This is a genomic window from Streptomyces sp. NPDC017225 (assembly GCF_044331465.1).
Classification (GTDB): Bacteria; Actinomycetota; Actinomycetes; order Streptomycetales; family Streptomycetaceae; genus Streptomyces.
In genome coordinates this window covers 174194-191956 of the sequence record NZ_JBIRNE010000007.1, presented here as the reverse complement: position 1 = coordinate 191956, position 17763 = coordinate 174194, and the positions used below count along the sequence as shown (strand labels likewise).

Annotated in this window: 11 protein-coding genes; 1 reads left to right on the top strand and 10 read right to left on the bottom strand. The window is 73.4% G+C overall.

Annotation, left to right across the window (positions count from 1 at the left end; all coding sequences use genetic code 11):
• The first annotated feature begins 29 nt into the window (after positions 1-29).
• Entirely contained in the window at positions 30-797 is a 768-nt protein-coding gene (locus ACH4NX_RS18290) for a CDP-alcohol phosphatidyltransferase family protein (protein WP_398128038.1), read from the top strand.
• Positions 798-807: 10 nt separating this feature from the next.
• Here ACH4NX_RS18290 and ACH4NX_RS18285 read toward each other — a convergent pair whose 3' ends face one another.
• The 10 genes from ACH4NX_RS18285 to ACH4NX_RS18240 form a co-directional block, all read right to left on the bottom strand.
• Complete coding sequence (locus ACH4NX_RS18285) at positions 808-1131, bottom strand: hypothetical protein (protein WP_398128037.1); 324 nt, start codon at positions 1129-1131, stop codon at positions 808-810.
• Positions 1132-1490: 359 nt separating this feature from the next.
• Positions 1491-1922 (bottom strand): hypothetical protein, encoded by a 432-nt coding sequence (locus tag ACH4NX_RS18280; RefSeq protein WP_351395694.1) that lies wholly within the window; start codon positions 1920-1922, stop codon positions 1491-1493.
• A 330-nt stretch (positions 1923-2252) separates the two neighbouring features.
• Positions 2253-3488, bottom strand: a complete 1236-nt coding sequence (locus tag ACH4NX_RS18275; protein WP_351395697.1) for an MFS transporter — start codon at positions 3486-3488, stop codon at positions 2253-2255.
• The gene (locus ACH4NX_RS18270; RefSeq protein ID WP_398128036.1) at positions 3485-5299 is read right to left on the bottom strand and encodes an ABC transporter permease subunit; all 1815 of its coding nucleotides are present in this window, start codon (positions 5297-5299) and stop codon (positions 3485-3487) included. Before ACH4NX_RS18270 ends, ACH4NX_RS18275 begins: the two co-directional genes overlap by 4 nt.
• A 3-nt stretch (positions 5300-5302) precedes the next feature.
• Positions 5303-6811: an ABC transporter substrate-binding protein gene (locus ACH4NX_RS18265; protein WP_398128035.1), complete on the bottom strand. Its 1509-nt coding sequence runs from the start codon at positions 6809-6811 to the stop codon at positions 5303-5305.
• Between the two features lie 81 nt (positions 6812-6892).
• Positions 6893-7444 carry a GNAT family N-acetyltransferase gene (locus ACH4NX_RS18260; RefSeq protein WP_398128034.1) on the bottom strand — a complete coding sequence of 184 codons (552 nt, stop codon included), beginning with the start codon at positions 7442-7444 and terminating at the stop codon, positions 6893-6895.
• A 106-nt stretch (positions 7445-7550) separates the two neighbouring features.
• Positions 7551-8636, bottom strand: a complete 1086-nt coding sequence (locus tag ACH4NX_RS18255) for a DNA helicase (RefSeq protein ID WP_398128033.1) — start codon at positions 8634-8636, stop codon at positions 7551-7553.
• Complete coding sequence (gene drmB, locus ACH4NX_RS18250) at positions 8633-10495, bottom strand: DrmB family protein (RefSeq protein WP_398128032.1); 1863 nt, start codon at positions 10493-10495, stop codon at positions 8633-8635. The genes ACH4NX_RS18255 and drmB overlap by 4 nt, the downstream gene beginning before the upstream one ends.
• Positions 10492-13683 (bottom strand): helicase-related protein, encoded by a 3192-nt coding sequence (locus ACH4NX_RS18245; protein WP_398128031.1) that lies wholly within the window; start codon positions 13681-13683, stop codon positions 10492-10494. Before ACH4NX_RS18245 ends, drmB begins: the two co-directional genes overlap by 4 nt.
• Positions 13684-13769: 86 nt before the next feature.
• Complete coding sequence (locus ACH4NX_RS18240; RefSeq protein WP_398128030.1) at positions 13770-17444, bottom strand: sigma-70 family RNA polymerase sigma factor; 3675 nt, start codon at positions 17442-17444, stop codon at positions 13770-13772.
• Positions 17445-17763 lie beyond the last annotated feature (319 nt).

The following is a 17763-nucleotide window of genomic DNA, read 5'->3' as shown; positions in this document are numbered from 1 at the left end:
GACTCTGTCACACGGCCGGAGGATGTTCGGTGGCCCTGAACAACACGTACGACGCGAGGCCCGTTCAGCAGGAGAACGCGGTGGGAGCGGGCGCGCAGATCCTGCTTCTCTCGCTGCTCGGCACGACGGTCGGCATGGGCACGGCGGGCTGGCTGACCGGCCTGGCGTTCGCGTTCGCGACCTGGGCGGTGCTCTCCCGGGCCCTGCGCCGCTCCCGACTGCCGTCGTTCGGCCCGGCCAACCGGGTCACCCTGGGCCGGGCGGCCCTGGTCGGCGGGGTCACGGCCCTGGTCGCGGACTCCTTTCGCGGCGCACCGCCCGTCTCCCTCCTCGTCGGCCTGACGGCCGTGGCCCTGATCCTGGACGGTGTGGACGGCAGGGTCGCCCGCCGCACGGACACGTCGTCGCCGCTGGGTGCCCGCTTCGACATGGAGGTCGACGCGTTCCTGATCCTGGTGCTCAGCGTGTACGTCGCGATGGACCTGGGCCCGTGGGTGCTGCTGATCGGCGGCATGCGCTACGTGTTCGCCGCCGCCGCCCGCGTGTGGCCGTGGCTGACCGCCCCGCTGCCGCCGAGCACGGCCCGCAAGACGGTGGCCGCGCTGCAGGGCGTGTTGCTGCTGCTGGCGGGCGCGGGCCTGCTGCCGCGCATGGCGAACGCCGGGGTGGTGCTGGCCGCGCTCGGTCTGCTGGTGTGGTCCTTCGGCCGGGATGTGCTGTGGCTGTGGCGGCGGACGTCACGGGTGCGGGGCGACGCCCCGGCCGGGGTGGTGCGGGAACTCGCCGCTCAGCGGTGACAGCACGCAGTCAGCGGTGGAGGCGGCACGCAGGCCGGCGAGCGTCCCGCGCCTCGCTCACCACCCCCTGGGCCGGGACGGTCGCCGCTCCGGAGGACCGGACCGTGATCCACCCGCTGAGCAGGACGGTACGCCGACGGGTGAAGAGGCGCGGCAGGCCCACCATGAGCGCGTGCAGACGGCCCGACTGCACGCTCGGCCGTCGGCCCCGGCCGAGGGCGCGCATCGCGGTCGCGACCCCCTGCTCGGGGGTCTCGTAACCACCCTGACGGGAACCGCCGTTCAGGCCGTCGAAGAACGCCGTGCGCGTGAGGCCGGGGGCGAGCGAGAGCACCCGCCGGCCGGTGCCGCGCGACTCGTACCGGAGCGCCTCGGTGAAGCTGAGGACAGCCTTCCTGACCGTCCGTCCGGCCGGGGCCGGCCAGGAGGAGTTGCTCCTCCTCGCCCGCCTCCCTCACGAAGCGCCGTCGCTGCGCGCCCGGCACCTGGAGAAGCACCTGCGCTGGCAGACCCTGCTCGCCCCCGACATACAGCGCCGTCTCGGCCTGCCTCGACGCGGCCGTCGACGCCTGGTACCGCTCGGGCGGGACCGACGGCCCCGAGCGCCTCCTCGACGACGCGGTCGCCACGCTCCACCACTGAGGGGTGCCGGTCCGATCCTGCCGGAGCCGCGGGGTGGGGCGGGGCGTTGCGTCAGACGCGCCTGAGCTGAACGGTGTTGCCGAATCGCTTGCCGAGCCAGATCTTCTGGTCGTTGCCGGTCCCGACGAGCCGCGGGTTGTCGTAGGTGCGCGTTCCGGAGCCGCCCGGGTTGACGGTGACGGTCACCCCTTCCAGGCACCAGTCGTCGTCGTTGTCCTTGCCCGAGAAGCGGACGTAGACGGGGTACCGGTCGGCGTCGTCGGTGTCGAGGCGGGGCAGGCGCGGGTCGTTGCGGGCGCCGTCCAGGACGTTGGCGCCGTCGCCGAAGATGTAGGTGAACTGGTCACCGGCTTCGAAGTCGTTGCGGGAGGCGTCCACGTGGAACTCCCGGCCGGCGATCCCGATGTACACGAACCCGTCGGTGCCGGCTCCCGCGTCGGTCGCCGTGTACAGCTGGACACTGAGCTTGGTGATGTCCGTCATCTTCTCCTCCGTAGGGAGAGCAGGACCTCCTCACACACATGACGGGCCGGACGCAAGACGGCCCGAGAGGCACTGTGCGTGGCGTGAGGTCTGTGCGGCGGTACAGCCGTACGACTGCACTCACTTTGAGTATTCGGCCGACTACGAAAAGACTTCAATGCCCGGCTCGCCGGCAGGCCCGGCGCACCGAGGCGTAAACGTCGAGCGGCGGCACGCGGCTTCCAGGGCAGGAGCCTTGGGTACGGGCGCGAGCTGGGCGTATGCCGGGCATCTCATCACATCGAGCCCGTCGAAACGGCACCACCACAGGCCGGCCGAACACCGAAGGACTCAACGACGCCGAGGCAGCAGCCCCGCCGCCGCCAGCGGTACGACGGCCAGCACCAGCCACGGCACGGCGGGCGGCAGCCCACCGTCCAGCAGCAGGCCGGTCGCGGAACTGCCGGCGAGCACGATGAACCCGGAGACCGAGGACAGCGCGCCCGTGTACAGCCCGAGCCGCCCCTCCTCCGCGAGGTCCGGCACCCAGGCGCGGGCGACGGGCGCGACGAGCATCTGCCCGAGGGTGAGCAGGACGACGAACCCGGCGGCGGGCGCCAGCCCGCTCGTCCCCGTCCATCCGGCGGGCCGGGCGAGCGCGACGACGGCGAAGCCGGCCGCGATCAGCGTCAGCCCCGCCACCATCGACCGGCGCGGCGCCAGCCGCTCCCCCGCCCACCGGGTCACCGGCAACTGCGCGGTCACCACCAGCAGCGAGGACAGTGCGAACAGCCAGGCCAGCGGCGCCTGCGAACCGGCGGCCCGCTCCACCTCGGCGGGCAGTGCCAGGTAGAGCTGGTTGTAGGCGAGCAGATAGGCGCCGTACGCACAGCACAGCGCGAGGAAGCGCCGGTTGCGCAGCAGCAGCCGCGCCCCGCCCTTGGCCCGGACCCGCGCCCGTCCGGGGATGTGCTGCGGCAGCAGCCACGCGTGCCCGGCGAGTACGAGCACGAAGACACCGGCCCCGGCCAGACACGCGGTACGGAAGTCGACGGCGAGCAGCAGGGCACCCAGCAGCGGCCCGACGAACGCCCCCGCCTGCCCGGCGACGGTGAACAGCGCGAGCACCCGGGTCCGGTCCCCGCCGCCCTCCGCCTCCCAGGTCACGGCCTGCCGGGCGACCTCGGACTCGACGGCCGGCGAGAAGAGCGCGGCGGCGAACCCGATCAGCAGCACCGCCCCGACGACCGCCCAGGTCCGCTCGGCGAAGCCGAGCCACGCGAACCCGGCGATCCGCAGCACGCATCCGGCGAGCACGACGGGCCGGATGCCGTACCGGTCGGCCAGCGCCCCGCCGACCACGAACAGCCCCTGCTGGCTGAAGGTACGGAGCCCGAGCACGAACCCGACCAGCCACCCCGCCATGCCGATGGCCCCGCCGAGATGCTCGGAGAGGAAGGGCAGTACGGCGAAGAAGCCGATGTTGAAGGCGAGTTGGGTGAGGATGAGCAGCCGTAGCAACGGGGAGAGCGGAGCACCGCGGCCGCCGGAAGCCTTCGCGGGCCGCCCGGTGGATGTGTAGGTCATCGGATTCCGGCCGGTTCCTTCTGCGCGGTGGGCTGTTCGTCCGCGACCGAGGCCGTACGACGAGACCGTCGGTCCGGCCGTCGATCCGCCCGTCGTCGCGGCCTGCGCAGTCCGCCCGCCGCGGTGACGGCCAGCGCGCCGAGCAGGGCGAGCACGGCGGCGGGAGCGAGGACGGCCCAGGGGGCACGCTCGGCATAGGGCTGGTTCTCGGCGAGGAGCAGGCCCCACTCGGGGGACGGCGGCTGGGCGCCCAGGCCGAGGAAGCCGAGCGAGGCGAGCGCGAGGGCGACACCGGGCAGCCGCAGCAGGGCGTGGCGCAGGACGGGCGGCAGCACGGCGGGAAGGAGTTCGCGCCGCAGCAGGTACCACCGTCCCGCGCCCAGCCCCCGGGTGGCGGTGATGTGCAGGGTGGCGCGCTCCTGACGGAGCAGCGCCGAGGTGTGCGCGGCGAGCGGCGCCCACGCCACGGCGCCCACGGCGAGCGCGGGCGTGGCCGCCCCGCTCCCGGCGACAGCGGTGACGAGGAGCGCGGCGAGCACGGGCGGGACGGCGTTGACCGTGTCGACGAGCGGCGCGGACACACGGGGCACGAGCCCGAGGAGTACGCCCGCCAGCAGCGCGGCGGCGCTGATGGCGGACGCCAGGAGCAGCGTGTCCAGGGCCCCGTGGCCGACGCGGGCGAGCAGGTCGCGACCGAGGGCGTCGGTACCGAAGGGATGGTCGAGGGACGGCGCCCGCAGCCGCTCCCCCGTACTGAGGGCGAGCGGGTCGCGCGGCAGGCCGAGGCCGATGACGGCGAGCAGGACGGCGCCGTAGAGAAGGGGCAGCAGTCCGCCGGCGGGCGGGGCGGGCCGGTGCAGGGAGGAGAGGGCGCCGTCGCGCAGGGCGGGTCCGGTGAGCAGACGGGCGGCGACGCGGGTGGCACCGGTCGCGAGCGCGGCGAGGAGCACGAGGGCGAGGGTGCCGGCCTGGAGGACGGGCAGGTCCTGGGCGAGGGCGGCCTGGAGGGTGGTGCGTCCGAGCCCGGGGATGTCGAAGACCTGCTCGACGGCGACGGCGCCACCGGTCAGCCCGACGACGAACAGCCCGAGGTTGGGCAGCAGCGCGGGCACGCACCGCCGCAACGCCTGCCGTGCGATGCGCCGCCCCGTCAGTCCCCGGGCGGCGGCGGCCAGCGCCCACGGTTCGCCGAACGCGCCGGGCAGCAGATCGTCGAGCAGCCGCCCCAGTACGGCCCCGGCGGGCAGCCCGAGGGCGAGCGCGGGCAGCACGGTCCACTGGGGCCCGTACCACCCCAGCGCGGGCAGCCACCCCAGCTGCACCCCGACGACGGTGGCGAGCACGGAGGCGACGAGGAACTCGGGCAGTGAGGCGATCACGGCGGAGGCGCTGCCGCCGCGCCGCTTCCCACCGAGCCGCCGCCGGGCGCCCAGCCGCAGCGTGCGCACGCAGACGAGCCCGGCGGTGAGGGCCGCGACGAGAAGCGCCACGGCCATGAGCAGCAGGGAGGCCCCGAGTGCCTGGAGCACGTCGGGCAGGACGTCGTTCCCGGAGATCCACGACCGCCCGGCGTCACCGCGCAGGAGCCCGCCGAGCCACTGCCCGAGCAGGTGCGGCGCCCCGTCGCCGAGCCCGAGCTGCGCGCGGATGTCGGCGAGCACCTCGGGCGTGGGGTCACGCTCGGCCGACCGCGCCTTGAGGACGGTGTAGGCCGGATCGGTCCGCGTCAGCCACGGCAGCAGCCCGATCCCGCACACGAGCCCGGCCGCGAGGACGACCCGCCACACCACGGTGGCCACCCGCTGCCGCACGGGTCAGCGCCGCGTGCCGGTGCCGACGAGGGTGCGCTCGTACGGGTCGAGGATCACGCCCTGTACGGAGCCGCCGACACCGGTGATGATCCGCTGGTGCACGAGCGGCACGACGGCGTCGCTGCCGAGGATGCGGGCCTCGGCGGCCATGGCGGCGTCCTGCCGCTTCGCGGTGTCGGCGCTCTGCTCGGCCTTGGCGACGGCCGCGTCGACGTCCTTGTCGCACAGCTGGGCGATGTTGAAACCGCCGTCGCAGGTGTAGTCGCTGGCGAGGACGGCGACGGAGTCACCGGTGTCGAGGAGGGTGTTCCGGGCCAGCACGAAGGCGTCGAACTTCCCCTCCAGCGCGTCGCTCTCCAGCCGCGAGTACTCGCGGACGGTGAGCTTCACCTTGAACCCGGCCTTCTCCAGCTGCTGCTTGACCACCTGGGCGACCTCCGGCAGCTCGGGCCGGTTGTCGTAGGTGGCGAGGTTGATGGTGGCCCCGTCGGCCTTGCCGGCCGCCGCACGTCCGACGGGCTCGGTCCGCTTACCGTCGGCCCAGGTCACGGCGGGCCCGTAGATACCGGCACCGGGGTCGGCGTACCCCTCGTACACGTCCTTGGCGAACACGGAGGTGTCGACGGCTCCGCGGGCGGCGGCCCGCAGCCCCGCGTCCTCGAAGGGGCCGGAGGAGGCGTTGAACAGCAGGCTGGTGGTCCGGGTGGTGGCGGTGTCGCGCCGGGTGTCCTCGTCGAGGGTCGCCGCCTGGGAGACGGGGACCGCCTCGGCGATGTCGAGTTCGCCGGTCCGCAGGGCGTTGGCGCGGGCGGTGCCGTCGGCGATGAAGCGGGCGTCGATTCCGGAGGCCTGGGCGCGTCCGCCCCAGTAGTCGTCGAACCGGTCCAGGGATGCGGAGGTGGCGCCGTTGACCTTGGTCAGCTCGAAGGGGCCGGTGGCGGTGCCGACGGGGTCGACGCGGTTCTTGCCGGAGTAGGCATCGGCGGAGAGGACGGCGAGGCTGGGACTGGACAGCCGCAGCGGCAGCACGGGGTCGGGCTCGGCGGTGGTGATACGGACGACCCGGTCACCCTGGGCCTCGGTGGTGAGGGTGACACCGGCGAGGGCGGCGGGCGCGGGCTCGGCGTCGGTGGCGTGGGTGAGGGAGTCGGCGACGACGGCCGGGGTGACGCCGGTGCCGTCCTGGAAGGTGGCGTCGCGCAGCGTGAACTCCCAGGCCTTCTCGCCGTCCCGCCGCCAGGACTCGGCGAGCGCGGGCGCGGCGTTGCCGTTGGCGTCGAGCGCGGTGAGTCCCTCGGTGACCCCGAGGCGGCTGAGGAGGGTGGCGTCGGCGCCGTACGGGGAGAGGTTCTCGGCGGGCGGGAAGGCGAGGGCGACGCGCAGACGGGAGCCGTCACCGTCCTCACCACCGGTGCCGGAGTCGTCGCTGCCGCCGCCCGACGCGAAGCAGCTGGATATCAACGGGATGAGCAGGAGCGGGGCGAGCAGCCGGGAGCGGCGGTGGGAGCGCATGGTCCTCGGATCGATCGGGTGTGCGGGAGCGGTTCGGGCGATGGCGGCAACGAGCAGGAGCCTACATGGCAACCGTTTCCATTACCTGGCTGCCCCTCGCTCCATCGGCACCTCGAAGTGCACGATCCCCTGCCCGCCCCCGGCGTCCTCCCGCTCGTCGTGCACGACCTTGGCGAGCGACCGCCAGAACGGCTCCGCACCCGTGACGGCCGGGTCGGTGTGCAGGTACACGGCCCGGTACCCGCCGTCCGCGGCGGCGAACGCCAGCAACTCGTCGACGAGTCGCCGCGCCAGCCCGCGCCGACGGTGCTCGGGCCGGACGTAGATCCGGCGCAGCTGCGCGGTCACGCCCGAGGGATAGCGCTCGGCGAGCTCCTGCGGGTTCGGCGGATGCGCGGGCCCCCGGGAGTCGAGGGCACCCGTGGCCACGACCTGCCCGTCCCCGTCGACCGCGACGAGCAGGGTGTGCCGCTCCGACGCGAGATACGCCCCGGCCGGGTCGACGATGTCACCGTGCCAGCGCGGGACGTATCCCGTACCGAAGTCGCGGTAGACGGTGTCGAGCATGACGGCTCGGGCGCCGTCGAGGTCGGCGGGGGTCGCTGTCCTGATGCTGTAGTCACTGCTGCGCACTTGCACATCGTACGCATTAGCCGAATCCCGCTGATCGACATCCCCCTCGGGACGTGCTCCCGCCACGCCCATCTCCTCGGACCGTGCCGCCACCCCGGCCGCTCCCTCAGCCGCGCATCAACTCGCCCTTGCCCACCTGGGCCAGTAGCGGGGGCTCCGACTCCCCCTCGTATCCGAGGTGGAGCTCGCGCCGGGCCCTGGTCGCCAGGACGTAGTACGTCATGCGCAGGGCGGCGGCGGAGGGGTCGCCGGCCGCGTCCGTGTGAGTGTCGGGAATCACGACCGTGTCGAAGCCGAGCCCCTTGGCGCTGGCCCGGTGGACGATCACGATGCCCGGGCGGCCGAGATCGAGGTTGCGGTACTGGCCGCCTTTCGCCTCGGACGTGTACAGCTGCGGCTTCAGCCGTGGCGCTCGGCGGGCCAGGCTGCCGAGCAGCGAGAACTGCGCGTGTCTGGAGCCCACGATCACGCCGATGGTGTCCCTCGGATGCCGCTCCGACAGCAGGGCCAGCAGATCCGCGGCGCCGCGCTCGTGGAAGCGGTGCAGCCGCGGTGGCGGCCCCTGCCGGCCGGGCAGGGCCGGCGTTCCGGCGCCCGTGTGGAAGTGGGCGGCGAAGGACGCGATCTGCTCGGTGTTGCGATGGTTGCCGTCGAGTTCGTGCCGGACGCAGCGGCCGAGGTTCCGGGCGATCTCGGCGAGCGTGGAGTGGGTGTCGGTGAGGCGCTGGCACTCGTCGGCGTAGACCGTCGTACGGGCTCCGAGCATCCGGCAGAGCAGGTAGAACTCGGGCGGCAGGTCCTGGCCCTCGTCGACGACGAGGGTGAGGCCGGGAATCGGGCCGGTGTCGGCGGCCCGCTCGAACAGCGCGTGCCACTCGTACCAGCCGTCGGCACCGCGCGGTGCCTTGCCGCCGTACCACTCGGCGAGCCAGGCGTGCGCGGTCGTGACGCGCACGCTGCGGTCGGCGGGGCCCAGGGCGTGGACCGTCGCGGCCAGCGACTGGCGCAGCAGGTTGGAGCGGGTGAGCACGGCTGCCGGAGTCCCGGTGAGGGCGAGCATGACCGCCCGCTGCGCTGCCAGCAGGCTCTTGCCGCTGCCCGGCGGGCCGCTGACCAGGTGGTTTCCGTCGAAGGGCAGGGCGTCGAGGCCGGCCCGTTGTTCCGGGGTGAGGTCGAGATAGGTGAGGGTCATGCCTGCTCCAGTGCGTCGGCGGCCGCGGCGCGTGCGGCGGTGACGACGGGTTCCAGGTAGCCGGGCACATGCTCGCCGCCGACGACGAGGGCGCGGTCCAGGAGGGTGTTGCCGGTTTCACAGCTGGTCTCGGGCAGCAGGGCACAGGCGTGGCAGGCCGCGCGGTTGAGGTTGCCGAAGCCCTGGCCGGTGTGCTCGGCGCAGAGCGGGTCGGCCGAGCACCAGGCGGCGGCCTCCGTCATACGCAGGAGTGTCTCCGCCAGTCGCGGGGGTTCGCCCTGGCGGACCAGCCCGCCGAGGGTGCCTTCGGCGTCGCCTGCCGCGGTGTAGACGAGGATGCCGTACTGGTTCTGCTCGGGGCGGGCGTACACGCGCTCGCGCAGGCTCGCGGTGGTGTATCCGGACTCGAAGGAGAGCTGGCGGATCAGCAGGTGGGCGAGCGTGTGGAGGAGGACGAAGCGGGGGGCGAGTTCCGCACCGGTCAGGGTCTCCAGCCGGTCCCGCTGGAAGGAGCGGTCCAGGTCGGCCCGCATTCCGGCGACGCGCTGCCGTACGTTCCCGTGCGCTTCCCAGTCCGCCAGTTCGGCCGGGTCGAGCGTCAGGAAGATCCCCTCGCCGAACACCTCCACCGCCGGCAGCCACTTGAGGCGGCGGGCGGTGTCGGCCGGTACGGGGGGAGCGTCCGGGGAGACCCGGCTGAAACCGGAGAGGGCGCGTACCTCGCGGAGCCGGTCGGCGAGAATGATCCTGCCGAAGCGGCGGCCGAGGGCGGCCCACGGGTCGGTGGTCTCCCCGGCCGGGCCGAGGGTGGTCTCGCGCAGTGCGAAGTCCCGGGTGGCGGGCGGGACGGGTGCGGTGAAGGCGGCCCACTCCTCGCGGCTGAGATCGAGGCGGGCCGGCCCGCCCTGCTCAGCGGAGGACGGCGCGTCCGGAGAGGGGACGGGCTGCCCCGTCTCCTCGGCGATGAGCGCGTCCAGTAGGGCGTCGTCGGCGCCGGTGTCCTCCTGGATCATCGTCCGGAACACCCCCGCGCGCGGTGTGGCGGCCACCCGGCACAGTGACACCCACAGGTCGTGTTCCCGCACCTTGGCCGCGAGGTTCTCGTCGCCGTGGTCGGCCGGTACGTCGGACTCGGGGATGTCGAGTGCCGAGTGGACGATCGGGTAGTACAGGTTGCCGGCCGTGCGCTGCACGATCTGCACGGGCCGGGGGCACTGAGTCCGCTCGTTCGCCCGCTGCCACGGATTGCGCCCCGAGCAGCGCAGACCGTGCGTGCCGAGGATGTCGAGCAGGTCCCGGGACGCGCCACAGCCCTTGGCGGTGCAGGCGACGGAGAGCGCCTCGAGGCCGGAGGCCCGCTCGGAGACGAGGAAGCGCAGCCTGTCGCGCTCCTCGCACCGCCGTCGCTCCCCGGCGTCGCGCCGTGAGTGGGCCCAGAACCACCAGTCGACGTCGCTGAGATGCCCGGCCTGGCAGATCTGCACGAACCGCATCGGCGCCAGGGTCCGCGCCGGCGAGCAGGACGGGCAGCGCGGCGGCTGCCCGGGCTTCTCGTCGGCGATCCGCCAGCGCTTCATCCGGCGGCAGGAGCCGCAGAACAGCCAGGACGGGAAACGGATGTACGGTGCGCCGGGGGCGTCGGGAACGTCGAAGCGGTCGTTGGCGGTTGCCGGGGCGGCGTAGAAACCGGTGACGCCCAGCCGGGAGGCGAGACGCGGGGACTCCAGCTTCTGCCTCCCCCTGGCCGGCCAGTCTCCGATGCCGGTGGCGACGAAGGACTCACCCTGGATGTCGAAGACGGCTCCGACGCCGAACGGCACCACCGTCTGCGACTGACGTACCCGCAGTGTGCGGCTCACAGGTCGGCCCCCTTCACCGTCACCTGGCATTCCCGGTCCACGTTGCGCATGGAGTTCGGTGTCTCCCACAGGCCGTAGTTCTGCTCGAAGCTCTTGATCAGGTGGGACTGGCCCTTGCCCTGGCTGCGGTAGTACAGCTCGCGGCCGTTCTCGCGGGCCTCGCGCGCCGCGGCCTCCCAGTCGGCGACCAGCCCCGCGACCTCCTTGCGGACGGCGTCGCCGATGCCCGGTTCGGCGGCCTCGGCCCGTGCGGCCAGCTCCTCGGCGAGGGCCTCCACCTCGGGGAGGCGTTCCAGGATCTGCCCGGCCTGGTTCTCGGCGGCGAGCCCGAGCCGGTGCCGTACGAGGACGACCAGCGCGGCGTGCAGGGCGCGCCGCCGGGAGGGCACGGACCAGGGCGTGACGCTGGTCGGTTCGACGTGCCGGTACAGGGACCGGTGGTACACGTCGAAGGTCTCGTAGTGCGAACGGTCCCTGGGACGGGTGGCGTTGAAGAAGGTCACGACGAGTCCGGGCACGGTGTGCCGGCCGACCCGGCTGGTGGCCTGGATGTACTCGGCGGTCGTCTTGGGCTGCCCCTGCATCAGCATCAGCGCCAGTCGCTTGACGTCGACACCCACGGACAGCATGTTCGTGCAGGGCAGGAAGGACACCGACTGCGGGTCGTCCCAGTTCTTCTCCAGCCGGTCCAGCAGGACGGGCTGTTCGGCGCGCGGCAGGTTGCTGGTCAGTTCCTGCACCTGGTCGTCCGCCAGTGCCCGTACTCCGCTTCCCGTGTCGAGTCCGGCGAGCTGGGCGGGGATGTCGTCGGCCGCGGCCGTGACCGTGCGGCCGAGCTCGCGCAGGCTGTGGTGGTAGGCGACCAGGGTCCAGTAGGCGTCCCGGTGCTCCTCGGGCAGTTCCCACGCGCCCTGGAGCAGGGCGGCGGCGGTGGCCACGGCCGCGCGGCCGGCGGTGTGACCCTGCGCCATGACGCCGAGGTACCGGCGGCCGGGCCTGGACGTGTCGGGTTCCGCGAAGTAGGAGTGGCGGGCGTCGAGTCCGGCCGGCGGGAAGAGCTGGACGCCTCCGCCGTACAGGGCGCGGACCTGCTCCCCGGAGCGGCGGATGGTGGCCGTGGACGCCACCACCTTCGGGCCGGTGCCGTCGGGGCCGGCGCACAGTCCGAGGACGGCGGACTCGTACAGGCCGACGGTGGTGCCGAGCGGGCCGGTGAGCAGGTGCAGCTCGTCCTGGATGACGAGCGACGGCGGCAGGTTCCCGGAGCCGCCCGCACCCGCCTTCCCGGGGCCACCCGTACTCGCCCCGCCCGCGCGGCCCACGCTCGCCCCGCCCGCGCCGAACAGCCGTCCCGCGCGCGGCTCCCAGGCGAGCCTGGCGAACTTGTCCACGGTCCCGAGGACGAACGTCGGCGGCCGGTCGTAGAGGTGCTCGTCCACGACGGCGACAGGCAGTTCGTCGTGGAAGACGCACTCCCGCCGCGGGCAGAAGAAGGCGAAGGAGACGGCCGTGGCACGCACTCCGTAGTCGTTGATGTCGGGCGACTTGTGGGCCGGCAGGACACGGGTGCCGCACCACGGGCATCGGTCGAGGATGAAGACGTCGTCGGGCTGGGCGGCCTGGCGGGCGTTCTCGAAAGCCGTGCGGGCCTTGTCGTACGTGTTCGGAGTGGTGGTCTCACCCACCCACAGACCGATGGAGAACGGCTCCTGGCCGTACGCCGCCGGATCCGCGCGACGCAGCGTCTCCAGGGCGCAGACGGTGGTGGCGGCACGCTGGAACTGCTGGGTGGTGAGCAGGCTGAGGGTGTACCGGCTGAGCACGGCCGTACCCCCGCCGTCCGGCCGGCCCCGGCGCAGCACCATCGCGAAGGCGGCCAGCAGCAGATACGCCTCGGTCTTACCACCGCCGGTCGGGAACCAGATCAGGTCCGTCACGGCCCGGTCCGCGTGCCGGGAGTCGGCCGTACCCTCCACGGCGAGCAGGAAGAACGCCAGCTGGAAGGGGCGCCAAGTGGCTCCCGGCTTCGGCTCGGGATCGTGCGGTACGGCTTCCCGGGGCGAGCGCCGGCTACCCGCCAGGTCGGGCGCGGAGTGGCGCATCTGCAGGGCCATGGCACGGTTCGCGGCACGGAAGGCGTGCAGGAGTTCGGGGCGGCGCGGGTCACAGAGGGTGCGGACGCCCGACTCGATGCGGGTGACGGCGGTGCCGATGCGGTCGAGGACACGGGCAGCGGCCTCGCGCCCCCACCCGGGCACGTCTGCGTTCAGCTGCCCGACATACCACGCCCGGTAGTCCGCCGCGAACTCGGCCAACTCCTCGCGGAGTTGATCGACCGGCACGGCGGGATCGGCGAGGTGCAGCAGGTCGAGCACCGGCGATCCACCGAGCCCCGCGGCCCGTACGCCGGTGACCTCGGCCTCCGGCATGACGGCCGCGCTCAGCTCGGTCACCTTTTCACCGGCGTCGTCGTACCGTTCGGCGACCGCGCATCCGTGGCCGACGGCGTGCGTGCGGACGTGCCGGTACTGGAGGCGGAGCTCCTGCTCTTCCGGGTCGCGGCTGGCCAGACGGACGCTCGGGTACTGGAGCACCCTGCCGTCCACGGGCCGGGCGCGCAGCTTCACCTGGAACAGCATCCGGTCCCACTGGGCGGCCTTGCCGAGGTCGGGCTCGTGCGCGGCGGCGTTGACCAGTGCGGCCGTGACGAGCCGGCCGGTCCCGAAGTCCCGACGACGGACACGGAGTTCGGCGCGCCCGTCCAGTACCGTGACGTGATCCTTCCCCGGGGCGAGCCGGTGCGTCTCGGCGGTCAGCGGAATCCGCTGCCAGTTCCGGCCGCGCCCACCGGTGCGGGCACGGGTCTCGTAGCGGGCGGCGGAGCAGTCGATCTCCACGGTGTCCGCGTCGGTGTAGAAGCTGAATCCGAGGGAGGACGGCAGCCAGGAGTTGGACTCGGGGACCGGGTCGGTGGCGGGTGCGGTGTCCTCGGCCCGCCCTTCGGTGCCGGCCCCCTCCAGCTCCTCCGCGGCGACGTCCAACTGGCCTTGGAGGTCCGCCTCCTGCGGATACAGGGTGCCCATGAGGTACTGCCGGTCGGGCGGGGCGTCGAGCGTCTCCCGGTCACCGCCGACCGGGCCGACGAGCTGCCGGTGCAGGTAGGTGATGAGTTCCTGTCGGGGATCCATGATGTTCCTGGTGGTCGGGCCTGTGAGGTGCTCGGACGGGCCGGCGGGCGTGGTGGGCCGGCCGACGGGTGCGGGGGGCGGGCTGCTCATGACCGGCGCCAGCGGTCCCGCAGCGAGGTGCGGCTCTGGGCGGCCGCCGCTTCCCGCGCGGCGGCCAGTTCCGTCTGGACGGCGCTGAGTTGCGCCTGCAGGTCCGAGACGCGGAGCCAGGCGTCGTGCTCGCTCTGCGCGATGCGCTGTGCCGCCTGCTGCTCGGCCTCCTCGGCGCTTTGGCGGGCCGCCGCCACGAAAAGGTCCCGCTGCGCGACGGCCGCCTCGGCCTCCCGCAGCCGCGCCTCCATCTCGGCGACCCGCGCCCGCATGCCCTGACGGTATTCCTCCCGGGCCGACGCGACGGCTCCCTCCCGTTCGGCGGCGGCCGCCTGCTCCTGCCTCAGTCGTGACTCGAGGTCCCGGACGCGGGCCTCGGCACTCTGCCGGTAGTCACGCAGTCTCTGCTCCAGCTCGTCCGCCCGCTGTTCCCCGCCGACCGCCTGCCGGGCGGCTTCCTCGGCGGCTTCCGCCCTGCGCAGCAACCCCTCGTACGACTCACGGTGCTGCTCCTTGACGTGCGCGAGGTGTGCCTCGGCCTGCCGCCGCACATGCGCCTCGCGCCGCTCCAGGGCTCGGTCCGCACGGTGCAGCAGCTCCTCTTCGAGCGCCCCCAGCCGTCGCTCGGCATCGGCCCGAACAGCCGCGACGCGCTGGTCGGCGGCGCCACGCACCTCGCTCAGCCGGCGCTCGTGTTCCCTCGCCAGCAGGGCGAGTTCGGTCTCGTGCCGAGCCCGCGCGGCGGCGAGCTGCCCCTCGACGTCGACCACCGGCTGCTCGACCGACGGCTGCTCGACCGACGGCTGCTCGACCGGAGCGGCCTTCGCGACGATCGACGCCGCGTGCTCATGCCCTGCGTCGGCCGCCTCGGCCTTGGACGCGCTGACGCGGGCACCGCTGTCAGGGGGCGCGGACTCGGCACGCACCCAGGGCGCCGCGACGAACTCCCGCAGAGCATCACGGACGGCGAGGCGAGACGCGGCGCGCACCAGGGGCTTCGTCGCGAGGTATGCCCGAGGGGTCACCCCGAGCAGCGCGTCGGCGGGCTTCTCGAAGAAGTGCTCGGGCCGGATCTCCGACCGCTTGACCGTGTCGAGGACTTCCCTGAGCACCTCGAGAGCCTCGACCACGGGGCGGTCCAGCATCCCGCGCTGCCGTGCGGCCCGTACCACGGAGTCCGTGACGGACGACCCGAGCAGCACCGACAGTTGCAGGTACCCCAGAGCCAGCAACGCGTATTCGGCGAGCCAGGCCACTCCCCCGCCCAGGGGCGGCCTCGCCAGCGTCCGCGCCTTGTCCCAGTCGGCCGTGGCCCGAGGTGTCGTCCCGGCCGGTGGCGTCGGCTCGTGCGGTTCCGTCTCCTGTGGTTCCTCCCGCGGCCCCGCCTCTCGCCCCTCCGCCTCTCGCACCTCCGCCACGGGCTCCGGCTCCGACTCCGGCTCCGCCACGGGCTCCGGCTCCGGCTCCGCCACGGGCCTCGGCTCCGGCTCCGGCTCAGCAGGAGAAACCGCCGCGGCAAGGAACTCACGCAGGGCGTCACGCACTGCCAGCCGCGACTCGCCGTTCACCAGAGGACTGCCTTCGAGGTAGGCGCGAGGCGTCACCCCGCGCAGCGCGTCGGCGGGGCGGTCGAGGAAGTGCTCCGGCCGCTGCCCGGCCGCCGCTACGGCGTCGAAGACCCGCCGCAGCACTTCCAGTGCCGTCAGCACCGGACGCGACAGGGGTGTGCCGTCTCCGAGACCCCGCACCACCGCGTCGGCAGCCGACTGCCCCAGCAGTCCGACCAGACGCTCGTCCCCGACGGCCGTCCGTACGTAGTCCGCGAGCCACGACACCTGGTCAACGGGTGCTTGCGCCAGTCGGCGGGCATGCTCCCAGTCGGCGACTACCGCCGCCGACACCGATGTGTCGCCGCCCTCCCCTCTTGCCTCCACCGCCGGTGTCCGCACCGAAACAGTGGTTTCCTGCGCCTGCTCCGCGACGGCCCGGGCGAGGCGCTCCGCCCTGACTCTGCGCAGGACGAGCCGGGCACGTGCGGTCCGGGCCGCGCGGATGGCGCGCGCGAACCGCTCCACGCGTTCGGCCTCGGCCGCCTCCTCCGCCGAACGCTCGGCTGCCTCGCACACGGCGTCCCCACCCACGAGGCCCGCCTCGCGCAGCCGTACCAGCAACGCCGGACGTGCCTTCCCCGCGACCTGCCGGATACGCTCACGCGTGACGCCGAACTCACGTCCGAGCTCGTCCAGGGTCGAGGGCTCGTCCCCGTCGAGCCCGAGACGTCGCACGAGGACGCGGGCCTCCCGTTCGGTGAACGTATCCACCACGTTCAGCACATCCCGCAGGTACTGGGCTCCCACCACCTGCTGCTCCACGGACGGCAGCGCGTGCGCCCGCCCCACGAAGTCCGCCAGCGTCGCGCCGTCTCCGACGACCCGGTCGAGGGAGTCGGTCCGGCGGGTGAGGCGCCGGATCTCCTCCACCTTCCGGAGAGTCATGTCGCACGCCACCGCCACGTCGGCAGCCGTCGCCGGACGGCCCTGACTCATCAGGGTCCGCTCCGCTCTGGCCACCTTGCGCATCTGCTCGTGCATGTGGACCGGGATCCGGATCAGGGCGCCCTCGTCGGCGATGGCCCTGGTGATGGACTGCCGGATCCACCAGGTGGCATAGGTCGAGAACTTGAAGCCCTTACTGGCGTCGAATTTGCGCGCGGCCCTGAGCAGGCCCAGAAAGCCGTGCTGGAGCAGGTCCTCGTAGTCGAGGCCCTGTTCGAGGCAGGGCCGGGCGAGAGAGTGCACGAGGCGCTGGTTGTGTACGACCAGACAGTCCCGGGCACGGATTCTGAGGTCCTCCGGCGCCAGCGCCTTGAGGTCGTCCTCGGTCGGCTCCTCGCCGATCCGGTCCGGCCCGCCCCGCAGCAGCACGGACAGACCGACTTCCGCCTGCGCGTCCAGCAGTCGGGCACCGGGGCGCCGTTCGCGCCGGTCGCGCTCCAGCACCGCGTGCGCGGCGGCCACGGCTTCGGCGAGGTCTCCGCGGGGCAGGTCCGCCGGGAGTTCCCCGTCCGGCTCCTCTTCCGGCTCCTCGTCGGATTCCGTGACCGGTCCCCCGCCCTGCGACCCGGTCGCCGTCGCTCCGACGCGATCACCTCCGGCGGATTCCGCTTCCTGGCAGGACGACGTTCCCTCCGCGGCGGCTACCGGCTCGTCGACGGCTTCCGCCCCGTCGACGTCCATGTCGTGGCCCCGGACGCGCGCCTGTGCGCGCAGGAGGGCGGCCTCCCGCGCGGAGAGCCCTGCCAGTCGGGCCACGCCGTCCACGACCGGCGGGGTGACGTACCCGTCGGCGTCCGCGTATCGCGTTACCAGGCTCAGCACGGTCCGGATACGGGGGAACACATTTTCCTCACCGTCCGGTGCAACCTTTTCACCATTCCGCTTGTCGCCCTCTGTGTGCAGAGGCGTGTCCCGCACGGGCAGTCCCAGCCGGGCCAGCTCGTCCCGCAGCCGCTCTCGCTCGCCGTCGCCGAGCGAGAGCTCTCGCACGCCCTCCAGAAAGGCGCTCTCCGGGACGACGCCCTTCACAGCTGCCCGCCGCAGCCGCACCAGCAGCTCGCCCATCGCAGCCCTCATGTCGGGCGAGCCCGCCTCATCCGCCGCTCGCAGCGCCATCCCGTCCACCCCCAAGGTGTTTCACGCATGACGCTAGATCGGCACGTTGATGATGTCAACAGACGCAACCTGACGGCCCATTCTCTGCTTCGTGTACCGTGACGCTCGCCGCACCGTTCCTCTGCCACGATGACCACGACGAACGACGGGAGTCCGGGGGACGGGCGTGCGGCAGCGGGTCGGTGGGCCTCCCGCGGGCGCGGCCGTCCGCCGACGCGAGACCAGGAGGGCCTCCTGCCGCACTGGGGCGCGCCCTCGCCCCGCCGCCCCGCCGCCCCAGGGCCACGGCTCTCGACACCCCGCCTCACCGAGCTTGCAC